This window comes from Streptomyces sp. NPDC052016 (assembly GCF_044548445.1).
Classification (GTDB): Bacteria; Actinomycetota; Actinomycetes; order Streptomycetales; family Streptomycetaceae; genus Streptomyces.
In genome coordinates this window covers 150,264-166,729 of the sequence record NZ_JBIUBX010000008.1, presented here as the reverse complement: position 1 = coordinate 166,729, position 16,466 = coordinate 150,264, and the positions used below count along the sequence as shown (strand labels likewise).

Here is a 16,466-nt window from a genome sequence, read left to right as displayed (position 1 = left end):
CCGCCTTCGTCACTCATCCTGTTCCCGCTCCCACTGGAGGCACAGGTGGCACCCCCCGCCGAGGTCCTCGCCGTCCGCGGACTCAGCAAGACCTTCCCCGGCGTCCGCGCCCTGGACGGCGTGCACCTCACCCTGCACCCCGGTGAGGTGCACGCCCTCATCGGTGAGAACGGCGCCGGCAAGTCCACGCTCATCAAGGTGCTGACCGGCGTCTACCGGCCGGACTCCGGCGACATCACGTTCCAGGGCCGGAAGGTCTCCTTCGGCACACCGCTGGAGGCCCAGAAGGCCGGCATCTCCACCATCTACCAAGAGATCAACCTCATCCCGCTGCTGAGCGTGGCCCGCAACCTCTTCCTCGGACGCGAGCCCCGCAACCGACTCGGCCTGCTGGACTTCGGCCGCATGAACCGGGAGGCCGAGGAGACACTGCGCACCTTCGGCGTCCGGGCGGACGTCCGGCAGCCGCTGCGCACCCTCGGCGTCGGCGCCCAGCAGATGGTGGCCCTCGCCCGCGCGGTCGCGACGGACGCGCGGATCGTCATCATGGACGAACCGACCTCCTCCCTCGAACCGCGCGAGGTGGAGACCCTGTTCTCCGTGATCCGCCGCCTGCGCGACCAGGGCATCGCGGTCCTCTACGTCAGCCACCGCCTGGACGAGCTGTACGCCGTGTGCGAGACCGTCACCGTGCTGCGGGACGGGCGCCGCGTGCACCACGGCCGACTGGCCGACCTGCCCCGCCTCGACCTGGTCTCCACGATGCTCGGCCGTGAACTCGGCGAGGTCCGCGAAGAGGGCCTGACCAAGTTCACCGGCGACCACCACGCGGTCGACGCCCAACCGGTGCTGGAGGCGACGGACCTCACCGTCCCGCACAAGCTGCACGGCGTCTCCGTGAGCATCCGGCCGGGCGAGGTCGTCGGGCTCGGAGGCCTGCTCGGCTCCGGGCGCACCGAGACGGCGAAGGCCGTCTCCGGTGCGCTGCCCATCCGTTCCGGCAGCATCGTGGTCGCCGGAGCCCCGCTGCGCGGAGGCTCCACGCCCGGCGCCATCCGGGCCGGCGTCAGCCTGCTGCCGGAGGACCGCAAGAGCGAGGGCATCGTCCCCGGCCTCTCGGTCCGCGAGAACATCGCGCTGGCCGCCCTGCCCCGCCTCTCCCGCTTCGGCCTCGTCTCCGAGGCCCGCGTGGACCGCATCGTGGACACCTTCATGGAGAGGCTGCGCATCAAGGCGTCCTCGCCGCACCAGAAGGTCGGCGAACTGTCCGGCGGCAACCAGCAGAAGGTGCTCCTCGCCCGCTGGCTCGCGATGAACCCCAAGGTGCTGCTCCTCGACGAGCCCACCCGCGGCATCGACGTCGGCGCCAAGGCCGAGGTGCAGAAACTCGTGGACGAACTGGCCGCGGACGGACTGGGTGTCCTGCTCATCTCCTCCGACCTGGAGGAACTGATCGAAGGGTCCGACCGCGTGGTCGTACTGAAGGACGGGGCGGTCGTCGGCGAACTGACCGGCGACGACGTCACCGAGGACAAGCTGATGCGGACCATAGCCGGGGACGCCCCGGCGCGGGACGCCGTGAAGGAGGCGGCCACCGATGGCTGAAGCGACCCTCCGCACCGCCCCGCTGGACAGGACCCGCGTCCTGCAGTGGCTGCAGACCTACGGCGTCTACGCGGGCGTCGCCCTGCTCCTCGTCGTCAACATCGCCATCACACCGCACTTCCTGTCCGCCGAGAACTTCCGGACCCAGGCCGTCCAGGTCGCCCCGGTGATCATCGTCGCGCTCGGCATGGCGCTGGTCATCGGCACCGAGGGCGTCGACCTGTCGGTCGGCGCCGTGATGGCGCTGGCGGCCTCCGTCACCGCCCTCTACCTCGGCTACGGGCTCTTGCCCGCTCTGCTCGTGGTGGCCCTGTTCGCCGCCGCCGTGGGGCTGGCCAACGGCGCACTGGTCGCGTTCGTCGGGGTCCAGCCCATCGTGGCCACCCTGGCCCTCATGGTCGGCGGCCGCGGTCTCGCCCTGGTGCTGCTGCCCCAGCTGGAGGACCTGCGCAACCCCGCGCTGGCGTCCCTCGGCTCCGGCGACCTCCTCGGCGTTCCCTACCTGATCCTGATCGCCACCGCGCTCGCGCTGCTGGTCGCGTTCGTCGTCCGCCGCACCACGTTCGGACGCCAGCTCCTCGCCATCGGCGACAGCCGCCCGGCGGCCCAGCTCGCGGGCCTGCCCGTGCGCCGGATCCTGATCCTGGTGTACGTGGCCTGCGCGCTGCTCGCCGCCGTGGCGGGCGTCCTGGCCACCGCCCGGCTCCAGGCCAGCGACCCGACCTCGCTCGGCAACCTGATGGAGCTCTCCGCCATCACCGCCGTCGTCGTGGGCGGGACACCGCTGACCGGCGGCCGGGTCAACATCGCCGGCACGGTGGCGGGCGCGGTCCTCATCCAGCTGCTGACCGCCACCCTCATCAAGCACGATCTGCCGCCCTCGTGGACCCAGATCGCCCAGGCCATAGTGATCGTCGCCGCGGTCTACGCGGCGCGGGGACGGGGGAAGGGATGACCGCCACCAAGACGGACGCACCCGCGACCACCGCGAGCAACGAACCGACGGGAGACTCCGAGCCGGTGGGCTCCGCGCGCTCCGAGCGCCTGAGCGCCCTCCTCCAGCAGCACGGCGCGCTGGCGGTGCTGGTGATCGTCTCGATCGTCGCCTCGTTCAGCTTCGACTCCTTCGCCACCGGCGACAACATCTCGAACATGGCGACCAGTTCGGCGTTCCTCGCCATCGTCGCCCTCGGCATGACCTTCGTCATCATCACCGGCGGCATCGACCTGTCGGTCGGCTCCCTGTTCGCCCTCGGCGGTGTCCTGGCGGCCTGGGGGTCCCGCCACGGCACCCTGGTGGCGCTGCTGCTGCCGGTCGCCGTCTGCGGGCTCATCGGCGTCGTCAACGGACTGCTGATCGCCCGCTCGAGGCTGGCTCCCTTCATCGTCACGCTGGCCGCCATGCTGGGTGCGCGCGGCCTGCTGCTGGCCCTGACGGACGAGGGCGCCGAGACGTACCTGATCGGCAAGGGCTCCTTCCTCGCCGAACTGGGCCAGGGCAGCACCCTGGGAATCGGCAACCCGGTGTGGATCACGCTGGGCCTGTTCGTCGCGGGAGCCGTCGTGCTGCGCCGGACACGGTTCGGGCAGCACGTGTACACGGTCGGCGGCAACGAGGACGCGGCGGCCCTGATGGGCGCGCCCGTGGCCCGCACGAAGATCCTCGTCTACACGCTGTCCGGCCTGCTCGCCGGCTTGGCCGGCGCCCTGAACGCGGCCTGGCTGGCCTCCGGCGTCACCATCCTCGGCAACGGCATGGAGCTGGACGCCATCTCCGCCGTCGTCATCGGCGGCACCCTGCTCACCGGCGGTCTCGGCTACGTCAGCGGCTCGCTCGTCGGCGTCCTGCTCCTGAAGGTGATCCAGAACGTCATCAACCAGATCGGCTCGCTCGACTCCTCCTACCAACTGGTCGTCAGCGGCGCCTTCCTGGCCCTCGTCGTCATCGCCCAGACCTGGCTGGGCCGCAGACGGCAGCTGATGTGAGCCCGGGCCGCGGCAGCCGTGCCTCTCTCACGGCCCGGTTGCCGCGGCCGGCGCCGAACGACCGCGCCCTCACGCACCAGGCCGGCGCCGTTCCCCGTATACGGCTTCCGGAGAGCCCCGGCCGCGGGAGCCGGGAGGCATCGAGCGCGCGCACGCCGTCCCCCGTCCCCGGACGGCGGACGGGGGACGCCGGGCGGCGACGGCGGTGGCGGGCGAAGGCCCACTGCGAATCCTGGCCGGTGCGCGACGGGTGCTATCGGGTGGAGCACAACCTCGGCGGCAAGGCACTGCTCGACACGGACTTCGCCGACTTCACCCAGGACGCCGATGTGACGCCGAACTCGGGCGGCGATGACGCCGGACCGACGTTTCGGGCGACCTGGCCGTGGTCGGCTGCGACGGCTGGTGGCGGAACTGGGACTACGACGCCAACGTGCTGAAGACGATCGGGGCGGCTGGGACGGCATCGCCGACGGAACCTTCGACTTCCCTCCGAACCCCGACCTGGTTCGCCGACGGCAGGCTCTCCCGGTACACCGACGCCCGTACGGCGTTCTGCCGGGGGCTGACGGCGCGGGGGTTCTCGTCGGGGTGCGCGTCCTGACGGGCGGTGCCCGAGAGCTAGGCCCCTCGGGCGTGACACGCGAGGGCCCCGGCGGGTGTGCCGAGTGGCACCCGCCGGGACCGTCGTGCTGCGCCGGAGCTACGGCTTCTCCCGCGTGTGGAGCGCGCTCACCTCCTCGGCGGTGAGCGCCTTGTCGTAGGCGTGGACCTGGTCGACCGCGCCGTGCCAGAAGTCGGTGTCCACGCCGTCCCACTGGGCGCGGCCGACGGCGAGGGGACCGGAGCCGACGTAGTTCGGGCCGGCGGTCGCGGTCGCCGCCGGCTTGCCGTCGACATACAGCTTGATCTCGTTGCTCGAGCCGTCGCGCACGCCGACGAGGTGGTACCAGCGGCCTCGTTCGGGAGTGATCGCCAGCCGGGCCCGCTTCTGGTCGGGTGTGCTGAAGGCGAAGGCGCCTTGGCCGTACTGAAGGTAGAAGGGGCTGGCCTGACGTCTGCCGTCCTGGCTGACCGCGGTGGCGTAGTTGCCGGGGAGCGAGTCGAGCGTCACCCAGGCGGAGACCGAGTAGCTGCCGGTGGTGTCGAGCACGGGGCCGTCGGTCTCGGCGTACTGGCCCCGGCCGTCGAACCTCAGCGCGCTGCCGCTGACCCCGGTCGTCCACGTGGCGCCCTCGGAGAGCCTCAGGGGCCTGTCGTTCGGGCCGTCGTCCTTCGCGGTGGTGCCCGTGCCCTCGTCGAGGGCCCAGTGCCCGCCGCCCTTCAGTTCCTGCCGCTCGCCGGCGGCGGCGCCGGCCGCGATGACCCGGCGGTTGATCTCGCGGACCCGGGCCGGGTCGACCTTGACCTCCCGGCGGTCGTACGTGTAGAGACCGTTCAGTTCGTTCTCCAGGTCGGTGATCTGCGTGTACACCGAACCGGACAGCTCGTGGGCGGCCTGGTCGAGGTAGTACTTCTCGGTGTTCTCGACGTACTTGCGGGTCAGCGCCTCCTTGTCGGCGACCCCGCTGTAAATCACCGTCGGGGCGCCCGGCCACACGTGGCCCGGGGTGGGCAGGGTGAAGCCGCCGTGCTCGCCGTCCATGGCGGCGCGGTGGTCGGGGAACGGCGGGTCGTCGTTTCCGTAGTCGTGGTGGTCGATGATGTCGCCCTTGCCGGAATCGCCCTTGGAGTTGCAGCAGTTGACACCGCTGTGGGCGTTGACGACCCGGGACGGGTCGGCGGCCTTGACGGACTCGGCGATGCGGCCGCTCTCCTCGCGGTCCCACTCGCCCCAGCCCTCGTTGAAGACGATCCAGCCGGTCACGGAGGGCGAGTCGTGATGCTGCCGCATCATCTCCCTGCCCTGGTCGACGAAGGCCTTGCGTCCCTTCTCGGTGGGCAGGTCCCCGGAGACGAAGTCCTGCCAGACCAGCAGACCGAGCCGATCCGCGTGGTAGAACCACCGCGCGGGCTCCACCTTGATGTGCTTGCGGACGGCGTTGAAGCCCAGCTCCTTGTGGGCCTTCAGGTCGAAGGCGAGGGCCTCGTCGCTCGGCGCGGTGTACAGGCCGTCGGGCCAGAAGCCCTGGTCGAGCGTGGCGAGCGAGAAGACCGGCTTCCCGTTGAGCACCAGCTTGCGGTACCCGCCGACCTTCTCGATCCCGATCTCCCGCATGCCGAAGTAGCCGGCGACCTTGTCGGTCGACCTGCCGTCGGTCAGCTTGACGTCGAGGTCGTAGAGGTAGGGGTCGTCCGGGCTCCACAGGTGCTGCTCCGCCACGGGCAGGCGCAGCTCCTCGTTGGCCGGTCCGCTGACCCGGCCGACGACCTTGCCGTGCTTGTCGCGGGCCACGGCCTCGACGCGGGCCTTGGCGGAGGCGTCGGCGGAACGGACGGTCACCGCCAGGCTGCTGGTGTCGACGTCGGGTGTGGTGACGACGTCGTCGATGGACGCCTCGGCGACGGGTTCCATCCACACCGTCTGCCAGATGCCGGAGGACTGGGTGTAGAAGATGCCGCCCGGGTTGGGGGTCTGCTTGCCCTTCGGCTGGTCGGCGCCGCCGGTGTCGGTGACCGCGACGACGATCTCCTGCGGGCCCTTGGCCTTGAGCGCGTCGGTGATGTCGGCGCTGAAGCCGGTGTAGCCGCCGGTGTGCTCGGCGACCTTCTCGCCGTTGACCCAGACGCGGGCCTGGTAGTCGACGGCACCGAAGTTGAGCTTCAGCCGGTTGCCCGTGCCGCTCTTGCCGACCTTCCAGCTCTTCGGCACGTCGACGAGCCTGCGGTAGAACATGTGGTCCTCGTGCCGTTCCAGCCCGGACAGCTGCGACTCGACCGGGAACGGCACGATGATCCTCTCGTCGAGGTCCTTGCCGAAGACCGGCTGCTCGCCCGCCTCGGCGGCGCCGAACTGCCAGGGCCCGTTGAGGTTCTTCCACCGGGACCGGACCTGCTGCGGGCGCGGGTACTCCGGCAGCGGGTTCTTCTCGTCGAGCTCGTCGCCCCACTCGGTGGTCAGCCGGTGGGTGGAGGCGTTCTGCGCGTAGCGGACGATCTTCGGCACGGTCTCGCCGCCGGCCGTCAGACCTCCCTCGCCGTCGTACGCGACCCGGACCTGCTGACCCTTCTGGACCGGCTCCGTGAGCGTGACGAGCAGGGAGTCGGGGTCGCGCGGGTCGACGACGACAGTCTTGACCGGCATGGCCACCGAGTCTGCCTCGATCTTCAGGTGGTCCGCGAGCTGCTGGTAGCCGCCGACCGCGTCCTCGAACCGGGCCCGCAGCCGCCGTCCGTCCTCGGCGACGGACGCTTCCACCGGATAGACCTCGAAGCCGGCCGGCGGGGTGAACGCCGTCATGGGCACCGGCTGCTTGGGCACCGTCGGCGTCGACCAGCGCAGCTTCATGTTGGCGCCGCCGGTGTCCTGGAACATCTCCAGGCGGAAGTCGTACGACTCGCCGGCGGTCAGCCTGACCGGCTCGCTGGTCTGCTCCTTGTCCCAGTCCGGCACCCAGTGGTCGATGACCGGCTCGCCGTCGATGAACAGCCGGAAGCCGTTGTCGCCGATGGCGTGGAAGGTGTAGTCGCCGGTGGCCGGTGCCTCGATCCGACCGGTCCACCGGGCGGTCGTATGCTCCGACTGCCCGGTCAGCTCCTGGAACGTGCCGGTCAAACTGGAGAAGTCGACCTGCGGATCGAGCACGGTGCCACCGAGCTTCGCGAAGTCCCGCGCGCCCGGCGCCGACATGCTGAAGTACTCGCCCTTCAGGCCGTGCACCTCGACCGCGTCCGCGCCGGCCGCGAACGCCGAAGCGCTGTCGGCCGTCTCGGCGGCCGACGCGGTGCTCATCAGGCCGGTAGTGGGCAGCACCAGGGCTGCCGCTGTCAGCAGTGCCCAGACTCTGGCTCGTAAGCGGTTGTGTCGTCTTGTCATCGAACCTTTCCTCGCACAGAGGGCTCGGACCGGAACCGGTCGGCAGGCGGCAGCAGGTGACAGTGACGCTGGATTCCTGTTCACCCGAGCGTGCGCCTCGACGGCGTCGCCACGGGGCCGGGCTCAGGCCGGAGGCCCGCAGGCATGGCGGAACGCCGCAACGGGTCTCGGTCAGCGGCTCTTTCAACGTTGGAAAAACTGTGACAGCGGAATGACAGCATGCCGTTCGGCGGCTGTCCAGCCCCCGCGCACCGCTCGCCCGGTCCACTGCGGGCGGAGTGCTTTCCGCACCCCGCCCGGCTCACCAGGTCCTGCCGGCCTGCTCCCGGAGCGTGCGGTTGATCCGGTTGAAGAAGTTGGTCATCGCGATCTCCAGGATGATCGCGTTCAGTTGCTCCTCGCTGAAGTGGTCGGCGGCGGCGTCCCAGATCCCGTCGGTCACACCCGGTGCGCCGTCCTGGATCCGGGTGGCGGCCTCCGTCAGCGCGAGGGCCGCCCGCTCCTCCTCGGTGTAGAAGGGGGTGTCCCGCCACGCGACCACGTTGTGCAGCCGCTCCTCCGTCTCACCGGTCTTGCGCGCCGACTCGACCGAGGCGAAAACACACGGACTGCAGCCGTTGATCTGGCTGGCCCGCAGATGGACCAGCGACAGCAGGCGCCCGTCGACGCCCCCGGCGTGAATCGCCTTGTACAGGTGCTGGATCGCCGTGATCACGTCGGGGTTCGCCGGGCCGGTCATGCGTGCTTCCATCGGTGTCGCTCCTTCATCGGTTACCTGAGCCCCTCCGGGCCCGTCATCACCCGTGACGGAGCAGAGCCGAGGAAGGTAACCACATGTCCGACACCAGCCCGGCGGACCCGATGGCCGAGGCGTTCGAGGCCCAGCGCGGCCGGCTGCGCGCGGTCGCCCACCGCATGCTCGGATCACATGCCGACGCCGAGGACGTGGTCCAGGAGGCCTGGCTGCGCCTCTCCCGCCAGGACGCGGCGGCCATCGGCAACCTCGCCGGCTGGCTGACCACAGTGGTCGGCCGGATCAGCCTCGACGTCCTGCGATCGCGCCGGACCCGCCCGGAGGCGCCCTACGACGACCGCCTGTCCGAGCTCGTGGTGACACTCGACGACAGCCCTGTTCCCGAGGACGACGCGGTGCTCGCCGACTCGGTCGGGCTCGCCCTGCACGTCGTCCTGGAGTCGCTCGGGCCGAGCGAGCGGCTGGCGTTCGTGCTGCACGACCTGTTCGCGGTGCCCTTCGACGAGATAGGCCGCATCCTCGGCAAGTCCACCGCCGCCACCAAGATGCTCGCCAGTCGCGCCCGCAGGAAGGTGCGGGCGATGGAGCGCCCGAGCGGCGTCGGACGGGACCAGCGAGAGGTGGTACTCCGATGGAGCGCGGGACTGAGGTCGTGGACTCGCCGATGCGCCGTCCAGCGGCCCCCGGTGCGGTGGTGACGAGACTCGACGCGACGTCCGCTCGCGCGGGAACCCGCCCCGCCCGAGTGACGTCGCCGCGTCAACGCCCCGAAGACCGAAGGGATCGCCGAAGCCCGGGCACCGGAGCCTTCGACATGTGGACGAGTGAGAGCCCTTCGGTCAGCAGGCCGCCGTCAGGCCGTCCAGCAGGAGGGCGGCGTCGGTGCGGGGGGTGATGTCCTCGACGGTGACACCCGGGGCGGTCTCGACGAGGGCGAGGCCGTCGTCGGTGACGTCGAGGACCCCGAGGTCGGTGATCACCCGGTGGACGCACCGTTCCCCGGTGAGCGGCAGGGTGCAGTGCTCGAGGATCTTCGGGCTGCCGTCCTTCGCGGTGTGTTCCATCAGCACGACGACCCGGCGGGCGCCGTGCACGAGGTCCATGGCCCCGCCCATGCCCTTCACCATCTTCCCGGGGATCATCCAGTTGGCCAGGTCGCCGGTGGCGGAGACCTGCATGGCGCCGAGGACGGCGGTGTCGATGTGACCGCCGCGGATCATCCCGAACGACTGCGCGGAGTCGAAGAAGGAGGCGCCGGGCAGGACGGTGACCGTCTCCTTGCCGGCGTTGATCAGGTCGGGGTCGACCTCGTCCTGCGTCGGGTAGGGGCCGGTGCCGAGGATGCCGTTCTCCGAGTGGAGGACCACGTGGACGCCGGGCGGGAGGTGTCCGGGGACGAGGGTCGGCAGGCCGATGCCCAGGTTGACGTAGGAGCCGTCGGTGAGTTCGGCGGCGGCGCGGGCGGCCATCTGGTCGCGGGTCCAGGCCATCAGGTACGTACCGTCCCTCGTGTCGACGTCGCGGAGATCCGGACGTGTTCGATCTGCTTGTCGGCCCTCTCCTCGGGGCTCAGCGCCACGACCCGCTGGACGTAGATGCCGGGCAGGTGGATCTCGTCCGGGTCCAACTCGCCCGGTTCGACCAGTTCCTCCACCTCGGCGACGGTCACCTTGCCGGCCATGGCGGCCAGCGGGTTGAAGTTCCCGGCGGCCTTGCGGAAGCAGAGGTTGCCGTGCCGGTCGCCGCGCCACGCCCGCACCAGGGCGTAGTCGGTGGTGATGCCGTGCTCCAGGACGTACCGGCGGCCGGCGAAGTCACGGGTCTCCTTGGGCGGGGAGGCGACGGCGACCGAGCCGCCCCCGGCCGCGTACCGCCAGGGCAGGCCTCCCCGCTCGACCTGGGTGCCGACGCCGGCCGGGGTGTAGAAGGCGGGGATGCCCGCGCCCCCGGCCCGCAGCCGTTCGGCGAGGGTGCCCTGCGGGACCAGTTCCACCTCCAGTTCGCCCGACAGGTACTGGCGGGCGAACTCCTTGTTCTCGCCGACGTAGGAGCCGGTGACCCGTGCGATGCGCCCGGCGGCGAGCAGCACGCCCAGGCCGCGGCCGTCCACGCCGCAGTTGTTGGAGACGACCCTCAGGCCGCCCGCTCCCTGCGCGTACAGGGCGCGGATGAGCACTTCGGGCACGCCGCTGAGGCCGAACCCGCCGACGGCCAGCGAGGTGCCGTCGGGGATGTCGGCGACCGCCTCGGCGGCGCTGCCGATGACTTTGTCCACGGTGTGCGTGTTCCTTTCAGTGTGCGGCGCCGGGCAGGACGGTGGACCAGCCGCCGTCGACGACGAGGTTGGCGCCGGTGATGTAGGCGGCTTCCTCGGACGCGAGGGAGACGGCCGCGTTCACCACGTCGTCGGGTGTGCCGACGCGACCGAGGGGGATGTGGCGGGCGATGCCGCGCATCGGGTGGTCGTCGGCCAGCAGGTCGGCGCGGGAGCCGTCGGTGTCGATCATCCCGGGGCTGACGCAGTTGGCGCGGATCCCGTACGGCGCCCCCTCGGCGGCCAGTTGACGGGTCAGCGCGATCACGCCGCCCTTGGACGCGGAGTGAGCCGTGCGCCGGTTGGTGAGGGACCCGGTCAGTCCGGCGGTGGAGCCGACGGTGAGGACGCAGCCGCGGCTGCGCACCAGGTGGGGCCAGGCCACGTGCGTGGTCAGCCACACCGAGTCCAGTTCGGCGCGCAGCGTGAAGGAGAAGTCCGCGTACGGCTGGCCGTCGATCGAGCCGAAGCGGACGGCGCCGGCGTTGGCGTAGACGATGTCGATGCCGCCGAAGGCGTCCGCGGCCTCGTCCACCCAGGAGCGGACGGACGCCTCGTCGGTCACGTCCAGGGGACCGGGGGTGAGGGCGGTGCCGCCCTCGCGGGCGATGAGTCGCTGGGTCTCGACGGCCTCCTCGTGGAGCAGGTCGCCGCCGACGACGAGCGCGCCCTCGGCCGCGAACCGCAGGGCCGCGGCCCTGCCCTGACCACGGGCGGTACCGGAGATCAGGGCCACCTTTCCCTCCAGCCGCTTCACGACGCCTCCGGACGCAGGGCGTCGGAGACGGACTTGACGCCGCCGTGGGCCGTCAGCCCGCCGTCGACCGGGATGTCGGCGCCGGTGATGAACGACGACTCGTCCGACAGCAGGAAGGCCACGAGCGGAGTCACCTCGTCGACGCTCCCGGTGCGGCCGAGCGGAGTCTCACGGATGTTGGCCTCGCGGAAGGCGGGCACGGTGGATGCGGTCATCTCGGTCTCGATGTAGCCGGGGTGGATGGTGTTGACGCGGATGCCGCGCGGGCCGAGTTCCAGGGCGGCGGTCCTCGACAGGCCCCGCAGGGCCCACTTGCTGGTGGTGTAGGCGACCGGGTAGTGGGCGGTGAGGGCCGCCGAGGAGCCGACGTTCACGACACTCGACCCGGGCGGCATCAACGGGGTGAGGTGCTGGATGCCCAGCAGCGGGCCGATGACGTTGACCGCGTGCACCCGCGCCACGTCGTCGGGGCGTACGTCGCCGACGCGGGCCCGCCAGGTGATGCCGGCGTTGTTCACCAGGCCGTGCACCTGCCCGTACGCCTCCCGCAGTTCGGCGGCCAGCTCGGCCCAGTCCCGCTCGCTGCTCACGTCGAGCCGGCGGCAGCCGGGCGCCTCGGTCACGTCGGCGGCGATGACCCGCGCGCCCTCGCGGGTGAGCGCCTCGGCCTCGGCGGCGCCCTGGCCGCGGGCCGCGCCCGTGACGACCACGACCTTGCCCACCAGTCTCTTGGGGTGCAGGTCGGTCACGGCCGCTCCCGGGTGCGCCGGCGTCCGACGGGCAGTGGTACGGGCTCGACGCCGGGGACGACGGTGTTGGTGAGCGTGCCGATGCCCTCGACCGTGAGGGAGACCGTGTCGCCCGGCTTCAGCGGCGGCGGGGTCCGCTCACCGCTCCGGCCCCAGAGCTCGGCGAGGCAGCCGCCGTTGCCGCAGGTGCCCGAGCCGAGGACGTCGCCGGGTACGACGCGGGTGCCGCGGGAGGCGTAGGCGGTCATCTCCTCGAACGTCCAGCTCATGTTGGACAGCAGGTCCTCGCCGACGGCCTCGCCGTTGACCTCGGCTGTCAGGGCCAGGCGCAGGAACCCGTCGGCGTCGCGGTACGGCTCCAGCTCGTCGGCGGTGACCAGGTACGGGCCGAGCGTGGTGGCGGTGTCCTTGCCCTTGCAGGGGCCGAGGCCGACCCTCATCTCGGCGGACTGCAGGTCGCGGGCGGACCAGTCGTTGAAGACGGTGTAGCCGACGATGTGGTCGCGGGCCCGCTCCGGCGTCAGGTCGCGGCCCTCACGGCCGATCACCGCGCCGACCTCCAGCTCGAAGTCCAGGACGGCCGAGCCGGGCGGCACGGGGATGTCGTCCCCGGGGCCGAAGATCGCGTGCGGGTTGGTGAAGTAGAAGGTCGGCGCGGCGTACCACTGCTCCGGTACGCCGCCCATGCCCTCCACGGAGCGGCGCACTCCCTCGACGTGCTCCTCGAAGGTGACGAAGTCCCGCACCGAGACGGGCCGCACGGGAGGCAGCAGCCGCACCTCGGAGACGTGAGGGCCGGGCGGCACGTCGAGGGCCGCCGCGCCGGAGGCGAGCAGTCCGGGCAGGCCGCCGCTCTCGTCGAGCAGCGCGGTGAGCGAGGTGACGCCGGGCAGCGGGAACAGGGTGCCGTCCTCGTCCACGACGGCCACCCGGCGGCGGTGTCGATGCTCGTACGCGGCGAAACGCATGGTGCGGCTCCTGGTGAGGGGAGAGTCGGTCGAGGGGGGTGCGCATCAGGTCCTGGCCCACGGTGATGCGGCCGTGGCGGCCCGCCGCCGGAGTGCGGGCGCGCAGCGGGGGCCGGGGGCACGGCGGCCCCGAGTCAGGGCGTCCGACAGGGCCGCCGTGCCCCCGGAGCGGGTCCGGCCCCGCTCACACGGGCGGGGCGACGAAGACGCCCCGGTCGGGGTCGTTGAACGACTCCTTCGCGACCAGTTCGTTCATGGGGTTGGCGGTGCCCCACTGGTCGGTGACCTCGGGCTGGGAGAAGTCGTAGACGTGGGGGTGCCAGGTGTCCTCGTCCAGCAGCTCCAGTTCCGTCGTGTACTCGACGGTGTTGCCGTGCGGGTCGAGGAAGTACGTGAAGGTGTTGTCGCCCGCCATGTGCCGGCCCGGCCCCCAGATCTTCCGGTACCCGGCGCGGATGACGCGGCCGGAGCCGCGCATGTACTCGTCGATGCCGCGCATCTCGAAGGAGATGTGGTGCAGGGAGGTGTGGGGGCCCTTGGCGAGGGCCATGGAGTGGTGCTGGTTGCTGATCCGCATGAAGTGCATGACCTCGCCCATGTGCGGCGAGCTGAGGGTGTCCGACAGGCGGAAGCCGAGGTGCTGCTCGTACCAGGCGCGGGTCCGGTCCAGGTCGGGGGAGTTGAGGACGACGTGGGACAGCTTGACCGGGATCGACTCCTTCTCCTCGATCTTGCGGTGCTGCCGGACCTCGACGTCGGCGGAGACCTCGATGGTGCGGCCGTCGACGTCGAAGAAGCGGAAGCCGTAGCCCCCGCCCGGGGTGTCGACCTTGCCCGGCCGGGAGACCAGCCGCACTCCCCGGGAGAGGAGACGCTCGGCGAGGGTGTCGACGTCGGCCGCGCTCGCGGCGCCGTAGGAGACGAGGTCCAGCCGTTTCTCGTCGGCCTTGCGCAGCCGCACGACGTACTGCTCGGGGGAGCCCTCGGCGGCGAGGAAGGAGATGCCGGAGTCCTCGGCGACCTTGGTCAGGCCCCAGACGCCGGCGTAGAAGTCGAGTTGCTTGTCGTAGTCGGGCACGGCGAGGTCGACGTGCCGCAGGTGGGTGAGCGGGCGTGCGCTCATGACGGTTCCTCCTCAGGCGAGGGTGAGGTCGATCAGAGTGGCGGCGTTGCCGCCGCGTACGGCGTCGAAGTCGGCCTCGGGCAGGCCGACGGCGCGCAGCGCGCCGACGGGGTCGTCGGCGCCCATGTCGAAGGGGAAGTCGGAGCCGAGCAGGACCCGGTCGGCCCCGGCGGCCCGGACGAGCTCACGCAGCCCGTGCGGGTCGTGGACGAGGGAGTCGAAGTACAGCCGCTTCAGGTAGCTGCTGGGCGGGTGGGCGCACCCGGAACCCGCGTCGGGGCGGACCCGCCAGGCGTGGTCCGAGCGGCCGATGTGGGTGGGCAGGTAGCCGCCGCCGTGCGCGGCGATCAGCCTCAGACCCGGGTGGCGGTCCAGCACTCCGGAGAAGATCAGGTGGGAGAGGGCGACGGCGTTCTCGGTGGGCTGGCCGACGCTGTTGGACAGGTACCACCGGTCCAGCCGCTCGTCGAGCGTGCAGCCGAAGGGGTGCAGGAAGACGAGCGCGCCCGTCTCCTCGGCCCGCGACCAGAAGGGCTCGTACGCCGGGTCGGAGAGCTCCCGGTGCGGGGCGTGGCTGGAGATCTCCACCCCGGCCAGCCCCAGTTCCAGGGCGTGGTCGAGGGCGCGCACCGTGTGCTCCGGGTGCTGGAGGGGCACGAGCCCGAGCCCGCGCAGCCGGTCGGGGGCGGCCGAGCAGTGCGCGGCCGTCGCCTCGTTGGCGAGCCGGCACAGCTTCTCCGCCGTCTCCGCGTCGGCCCAGTAGTGGTAGTGCGAGGGGGAGGGGCTGACCAGCTGGACGTCCACGCCCTGGGCGTCCATCGCGGCGAGCCGGACGGCCGGGTCCGTCAGGCGCGGGATGCGCTCGCGGACCATGGGGCCGCTGACGGCGAGGGCCGCGGGGCCGTTGCGCCGGGCGTCCAGTTCCCGGGCCGCGTCGTGGCCCGGCAGGCCGGCCACCAGTGCGTCGACCTCGGGCAGCAGGACGTGGGCGTGCACGTCGACGGTGGGGGAGGGGCGGTGGCCGGGCGACGGGTGCGAGCGGTGCGCGTCAGCGCTCGATGGGGGGTGGTGGCCGGGTGACGGGTGGGAGGTCACGGAAGCTCCCGCAGCATCGTCATCGTGCGGGCCATCAGACCCGGCACGTCCGCGTCCCGCGCTCCGTCGAGCTGCCACCGCCCGATCTGCACCGACGCCTCCACGACCGGACGGACGCGGCTGATCCGCCGCTCGTAGTACGCCTGGAGGAGCGCGTCGTCCCAGGTGTCCGCGGCGGTCAGCATCTGCGCGAGCACCCACGCGTCCTCGAGGGACAGGGCCGCGCCCTGCGCGAGGGTGGGCGGGCAGCAGTGCACGGCGTCGCCGATGAGCACGACACGGCCACGGTGCCAGGAGCCCTCGACCAGCATCCGGTCGAACCAGGTGTAGTTGACCGTCGCCGGGTCGGTGATGTGCGCGGTGATCTCCGTCCAGTGACCGCCGTAGGCGGAGGCCAGACGCCGCATCTCCTCGGCGTACGTCTCCGGCGGGATGGAGGCGCGGTCGCGGTTGGCCTCGACGACGTAGGCGTAGAGGGTGGTGTCGCTGGTGGGGCAGTAGCCGGCGATGTAGGCCGGGCCGCCGTAGGCGAGGTCGGTGCGGGTCACGCCCGTCGGGCGCGGGGCGGCGACGCGCCAGATGGCCATGCCGGTGGGCTCCGGCTTGGCGTTGACGCCGATCGCGGCGCGGGTGGTGGAACTCAGGCCGTCGGCGGCGATCACCAGGTCGTAGCGGACTTCGGTGCCGTCGGTGAACCGCACGGTCACGCCGTCGCCGTCCTGGTCGAGCGTTTCGGCCCTGGTGCCGAGGCGGATGTCGGCTCCGGACGCCCGCACGGCGTCGATCAGGATCCGCTGGAGCCGCGGGCGCTGCATGCCGACGGTGGCGGGCAGGTCGTCGCCGCCGGTGCGCAGGTCGTTCTGGACGTGCAGGACCGTGCCGTCGGGGGCGGTGATGCCGACGGAGCCGAAGCCGAAACCGGAGGCCTCCACCCGCTCCCAGACGCCCAGTTCGCGCAGCACGCGCAGGGCGTTTCCCTGGAGGGTGATGCCGGAGCCGGCGGTGGCGTTCCAGTCGTCCTTTGCCTCGATCAGGTCCACCGCGAGTCCGGCGCGGCGCAGCAGGACCGTCACGGCGTTGCCGGCCGCGCCTCCGCCGATCACCAGGACCGTACGGGCTTTGCTCATGAGGGGAACTCC

Annotated in this window: 13 protein-coding genes and 1 pseudogene; 4 read left to right on the top strand and 10 right to left on the bottom strand. The window is 71.8% G+C overall.

Annotated elements, in window-relative coordinates; genetic code table 11:
• The first annotated feature begins 45 nt into the window (after nt 1-45).
• From ACIHAR_RS12690 to ACIHAR_RS12680, 3 genes are read left to right on the top strand one after another with little or no spacing between them, the layout of a single operon-like run.
• Nucleotides 46-1,605, top strand: coding sequence for a sugar ABC transporter ATP-binding protein (locus tag ACIHAR_RS12690; RefSeq protein WP_400019056.1), 1,560 nt, complete (start codon nt 46-48; stop codon nt 1,603-1,605).
• Nucleotides 1,598-2,560: an ABC transporter permease gene (locus ACIHAR_RS12685; protein ID WP_400019054.1), complete on the top strand. Its 963-nt coding sequence runs from the start codon at nt 1,598-1,600 to the stop codon at nt 2,558-2,560. Before ACIHAR_RS12690 ends, ACIHAR_RS12685 begins: the two co-directional genes overlap by 8 nt.
• The gene (locus ACIHAR_RS12680) at nt 2,557-3,591 is read left to right on the top strand and encodes an ABC transporter permease (protein WP_400019052.1); all 1,035 of its coding nucleotides are present in this window, start codon (nt 2,557-2,559) and stop codon (nt 3,589-3,591) included. Before ACIHAR_RS12685 ends, ACIHAR_RS12680 begins: the two co-directional genes overlap by 4 nt.
• A 703-nt stretch (nt 3,592-4,294) precedes the next feature.
• Here ACIHAR_RS12680 and ACIHAR_RS12675 read toward each other — a convergent pair.
• Nucleotides 4,295-7,567: a LamG-like jellyroll fold domain-containing protein gene (locus ACIHAR_RS12675; protein WP_400019049.1), complete on the bottom strand. Its 3,273-nt coding sequence runs from the start codon at nt 7,565-7,567 to the stop codon at nt 4,295-4,297.
• Nucleotides 7,568-7,868: 301 nt separating this feature from the next.
• On the bottom strand, nt 7,869-8,318 hold the full coding sequence (locus ACIHAR_RS12670; protein WP_400019047.1) for a carboxymuconolactone decarboxylase family protein: 450 nt from the start codon (nt 8,316-8,318) through the stop codon (nt 7,869-7,871).
• 83 nt (nt 8,319-8,401) lie between these two features.
• Here ACIHAR_RS12670 and ACIHAR_RS12665 point away from each other — a divergent pair.
• Nucleotides 8,402-8,971 (top strand): annotated as a pseudogene (locus ACIHAR_RS12665) (sigma-70 family RNA polymerase sigma factor); the annotation flags it as partial.
• A 189-nt stretch (nt 8,972-9,160) separates the two neighbouring features.
• On the opposite strand, the gene ACIHAR_RS12660 reads toward ACIHAR_RS12665, so the two are convergent.
• The 8 genes from ACIHAR_RS12660 to ACIHAR_RS12625 all read right to left on the bottom strand — a co-directional run bounded on the left by ACIHAR_RS12660 (nt 9,161) and on the right by ACIHAR_RS12625 (nt 16,454).
• Complete coding sequence (locus ACIHAR_RS12660; RefSeq protein WP_400019045.1) at nt 9,161-9,811, bottom strand: CoA transferase subunit B; 651 nt, start codon at nt 9,809-9,811, stop codon at nt 9,161-9,163.
• Nucleotides 9,811-10,596, bottom strand: coding sequence for a CoA transferase subunit A (locus ACIHAR_RS12655; RefSeq protein WP_365466705.1), 786 nt, complete (start codon nt 10,594-10,596; stop codon nt 9,811-9,813). Before ACIHAR_RS12655 ends, ACIHAR_RS12660 begins: the two co-directional genes overlap by 1 nt.
• Before the next feature lie 16 nt (nt 10,597-10,612).
• Entirely contained in the window at nt 10,613-11,392 is a 780-nt protein-coding gene (locus tag ACIHAR_RS12650) for an SDR family NAD(P)-dependent oxidoreductase (protein WP_400019043.1), read from the bottom strand.
• Complete coding sequence (locus tag ACIHAR_RS12645; RefSeq protein WP_365466709.1) at nt 11,389-12,141, bottom strand: SDR family oxidoreductase; 753 nt, start codon at nt 12,139-12,141, stop codon at nt 11,389-11,391. The genes ACIHAR_RS12650 and ACIHAR_RS12645 overlap by 4 nt, the downstream gene beginning before the upstream one ends.
• Complete coding sequence (locus ACIHAR_RS12640; RefSeq protein ID WP_400019039.1) at nt 12,138-13,109, bottom strand: fumarylacetoacetate hydrolase family protein; 972 nt, start codon at nt 13,107-13,109, stop codon at nt 12,138-12,140. Before ACIHAR_RS12640 ends, ACIHAR_RS12645 begins: the two co-directional genes overlap by 4 nt.
• A gap of 184 nt (nt 13,110-13,293) precedes the next feature.
• Complete coding sequence (locus ACIHAR_RS12635; RefSeq protein ID WP_400019037.1) at nt 13,294-14,232, bottom strand: VOC family protein; 939 nt, start codon at nt 14,230-14,232, stop codon at nt 13,294-13,296.
• 12 nt (nt 14,233-14,244) lie between these two features.
• The gene (locus tag ACIHAR_RS12630; protein WP_400019035.1) at nt 14,245-15,327 is read right to left on the bottom strand and encodes an amidohydrolase family protein; all 1,083 of its coding nucleotides are present in this window, start codon (nt 15,325-15,327) and stop codon (nt 14,245-14,247) included.
• Nucleotides 15,324-16,454, bottom strand: coding sequence for an FAD-dependent oxidoreductase (locus ACIHAR_RS12625; protein WP_400019033.1), 1,131 nt, complete (start codon nt 16,452-16,454; stop codon nt 15,324-15,326). Before ACIHAR_RS12625 ends, ACIHAR_RS12630 begins: the two co-directional genes overlap by 4 nt.
• Nucleotides 16,455-16,466: the final 12 nt, after the last annotated feature.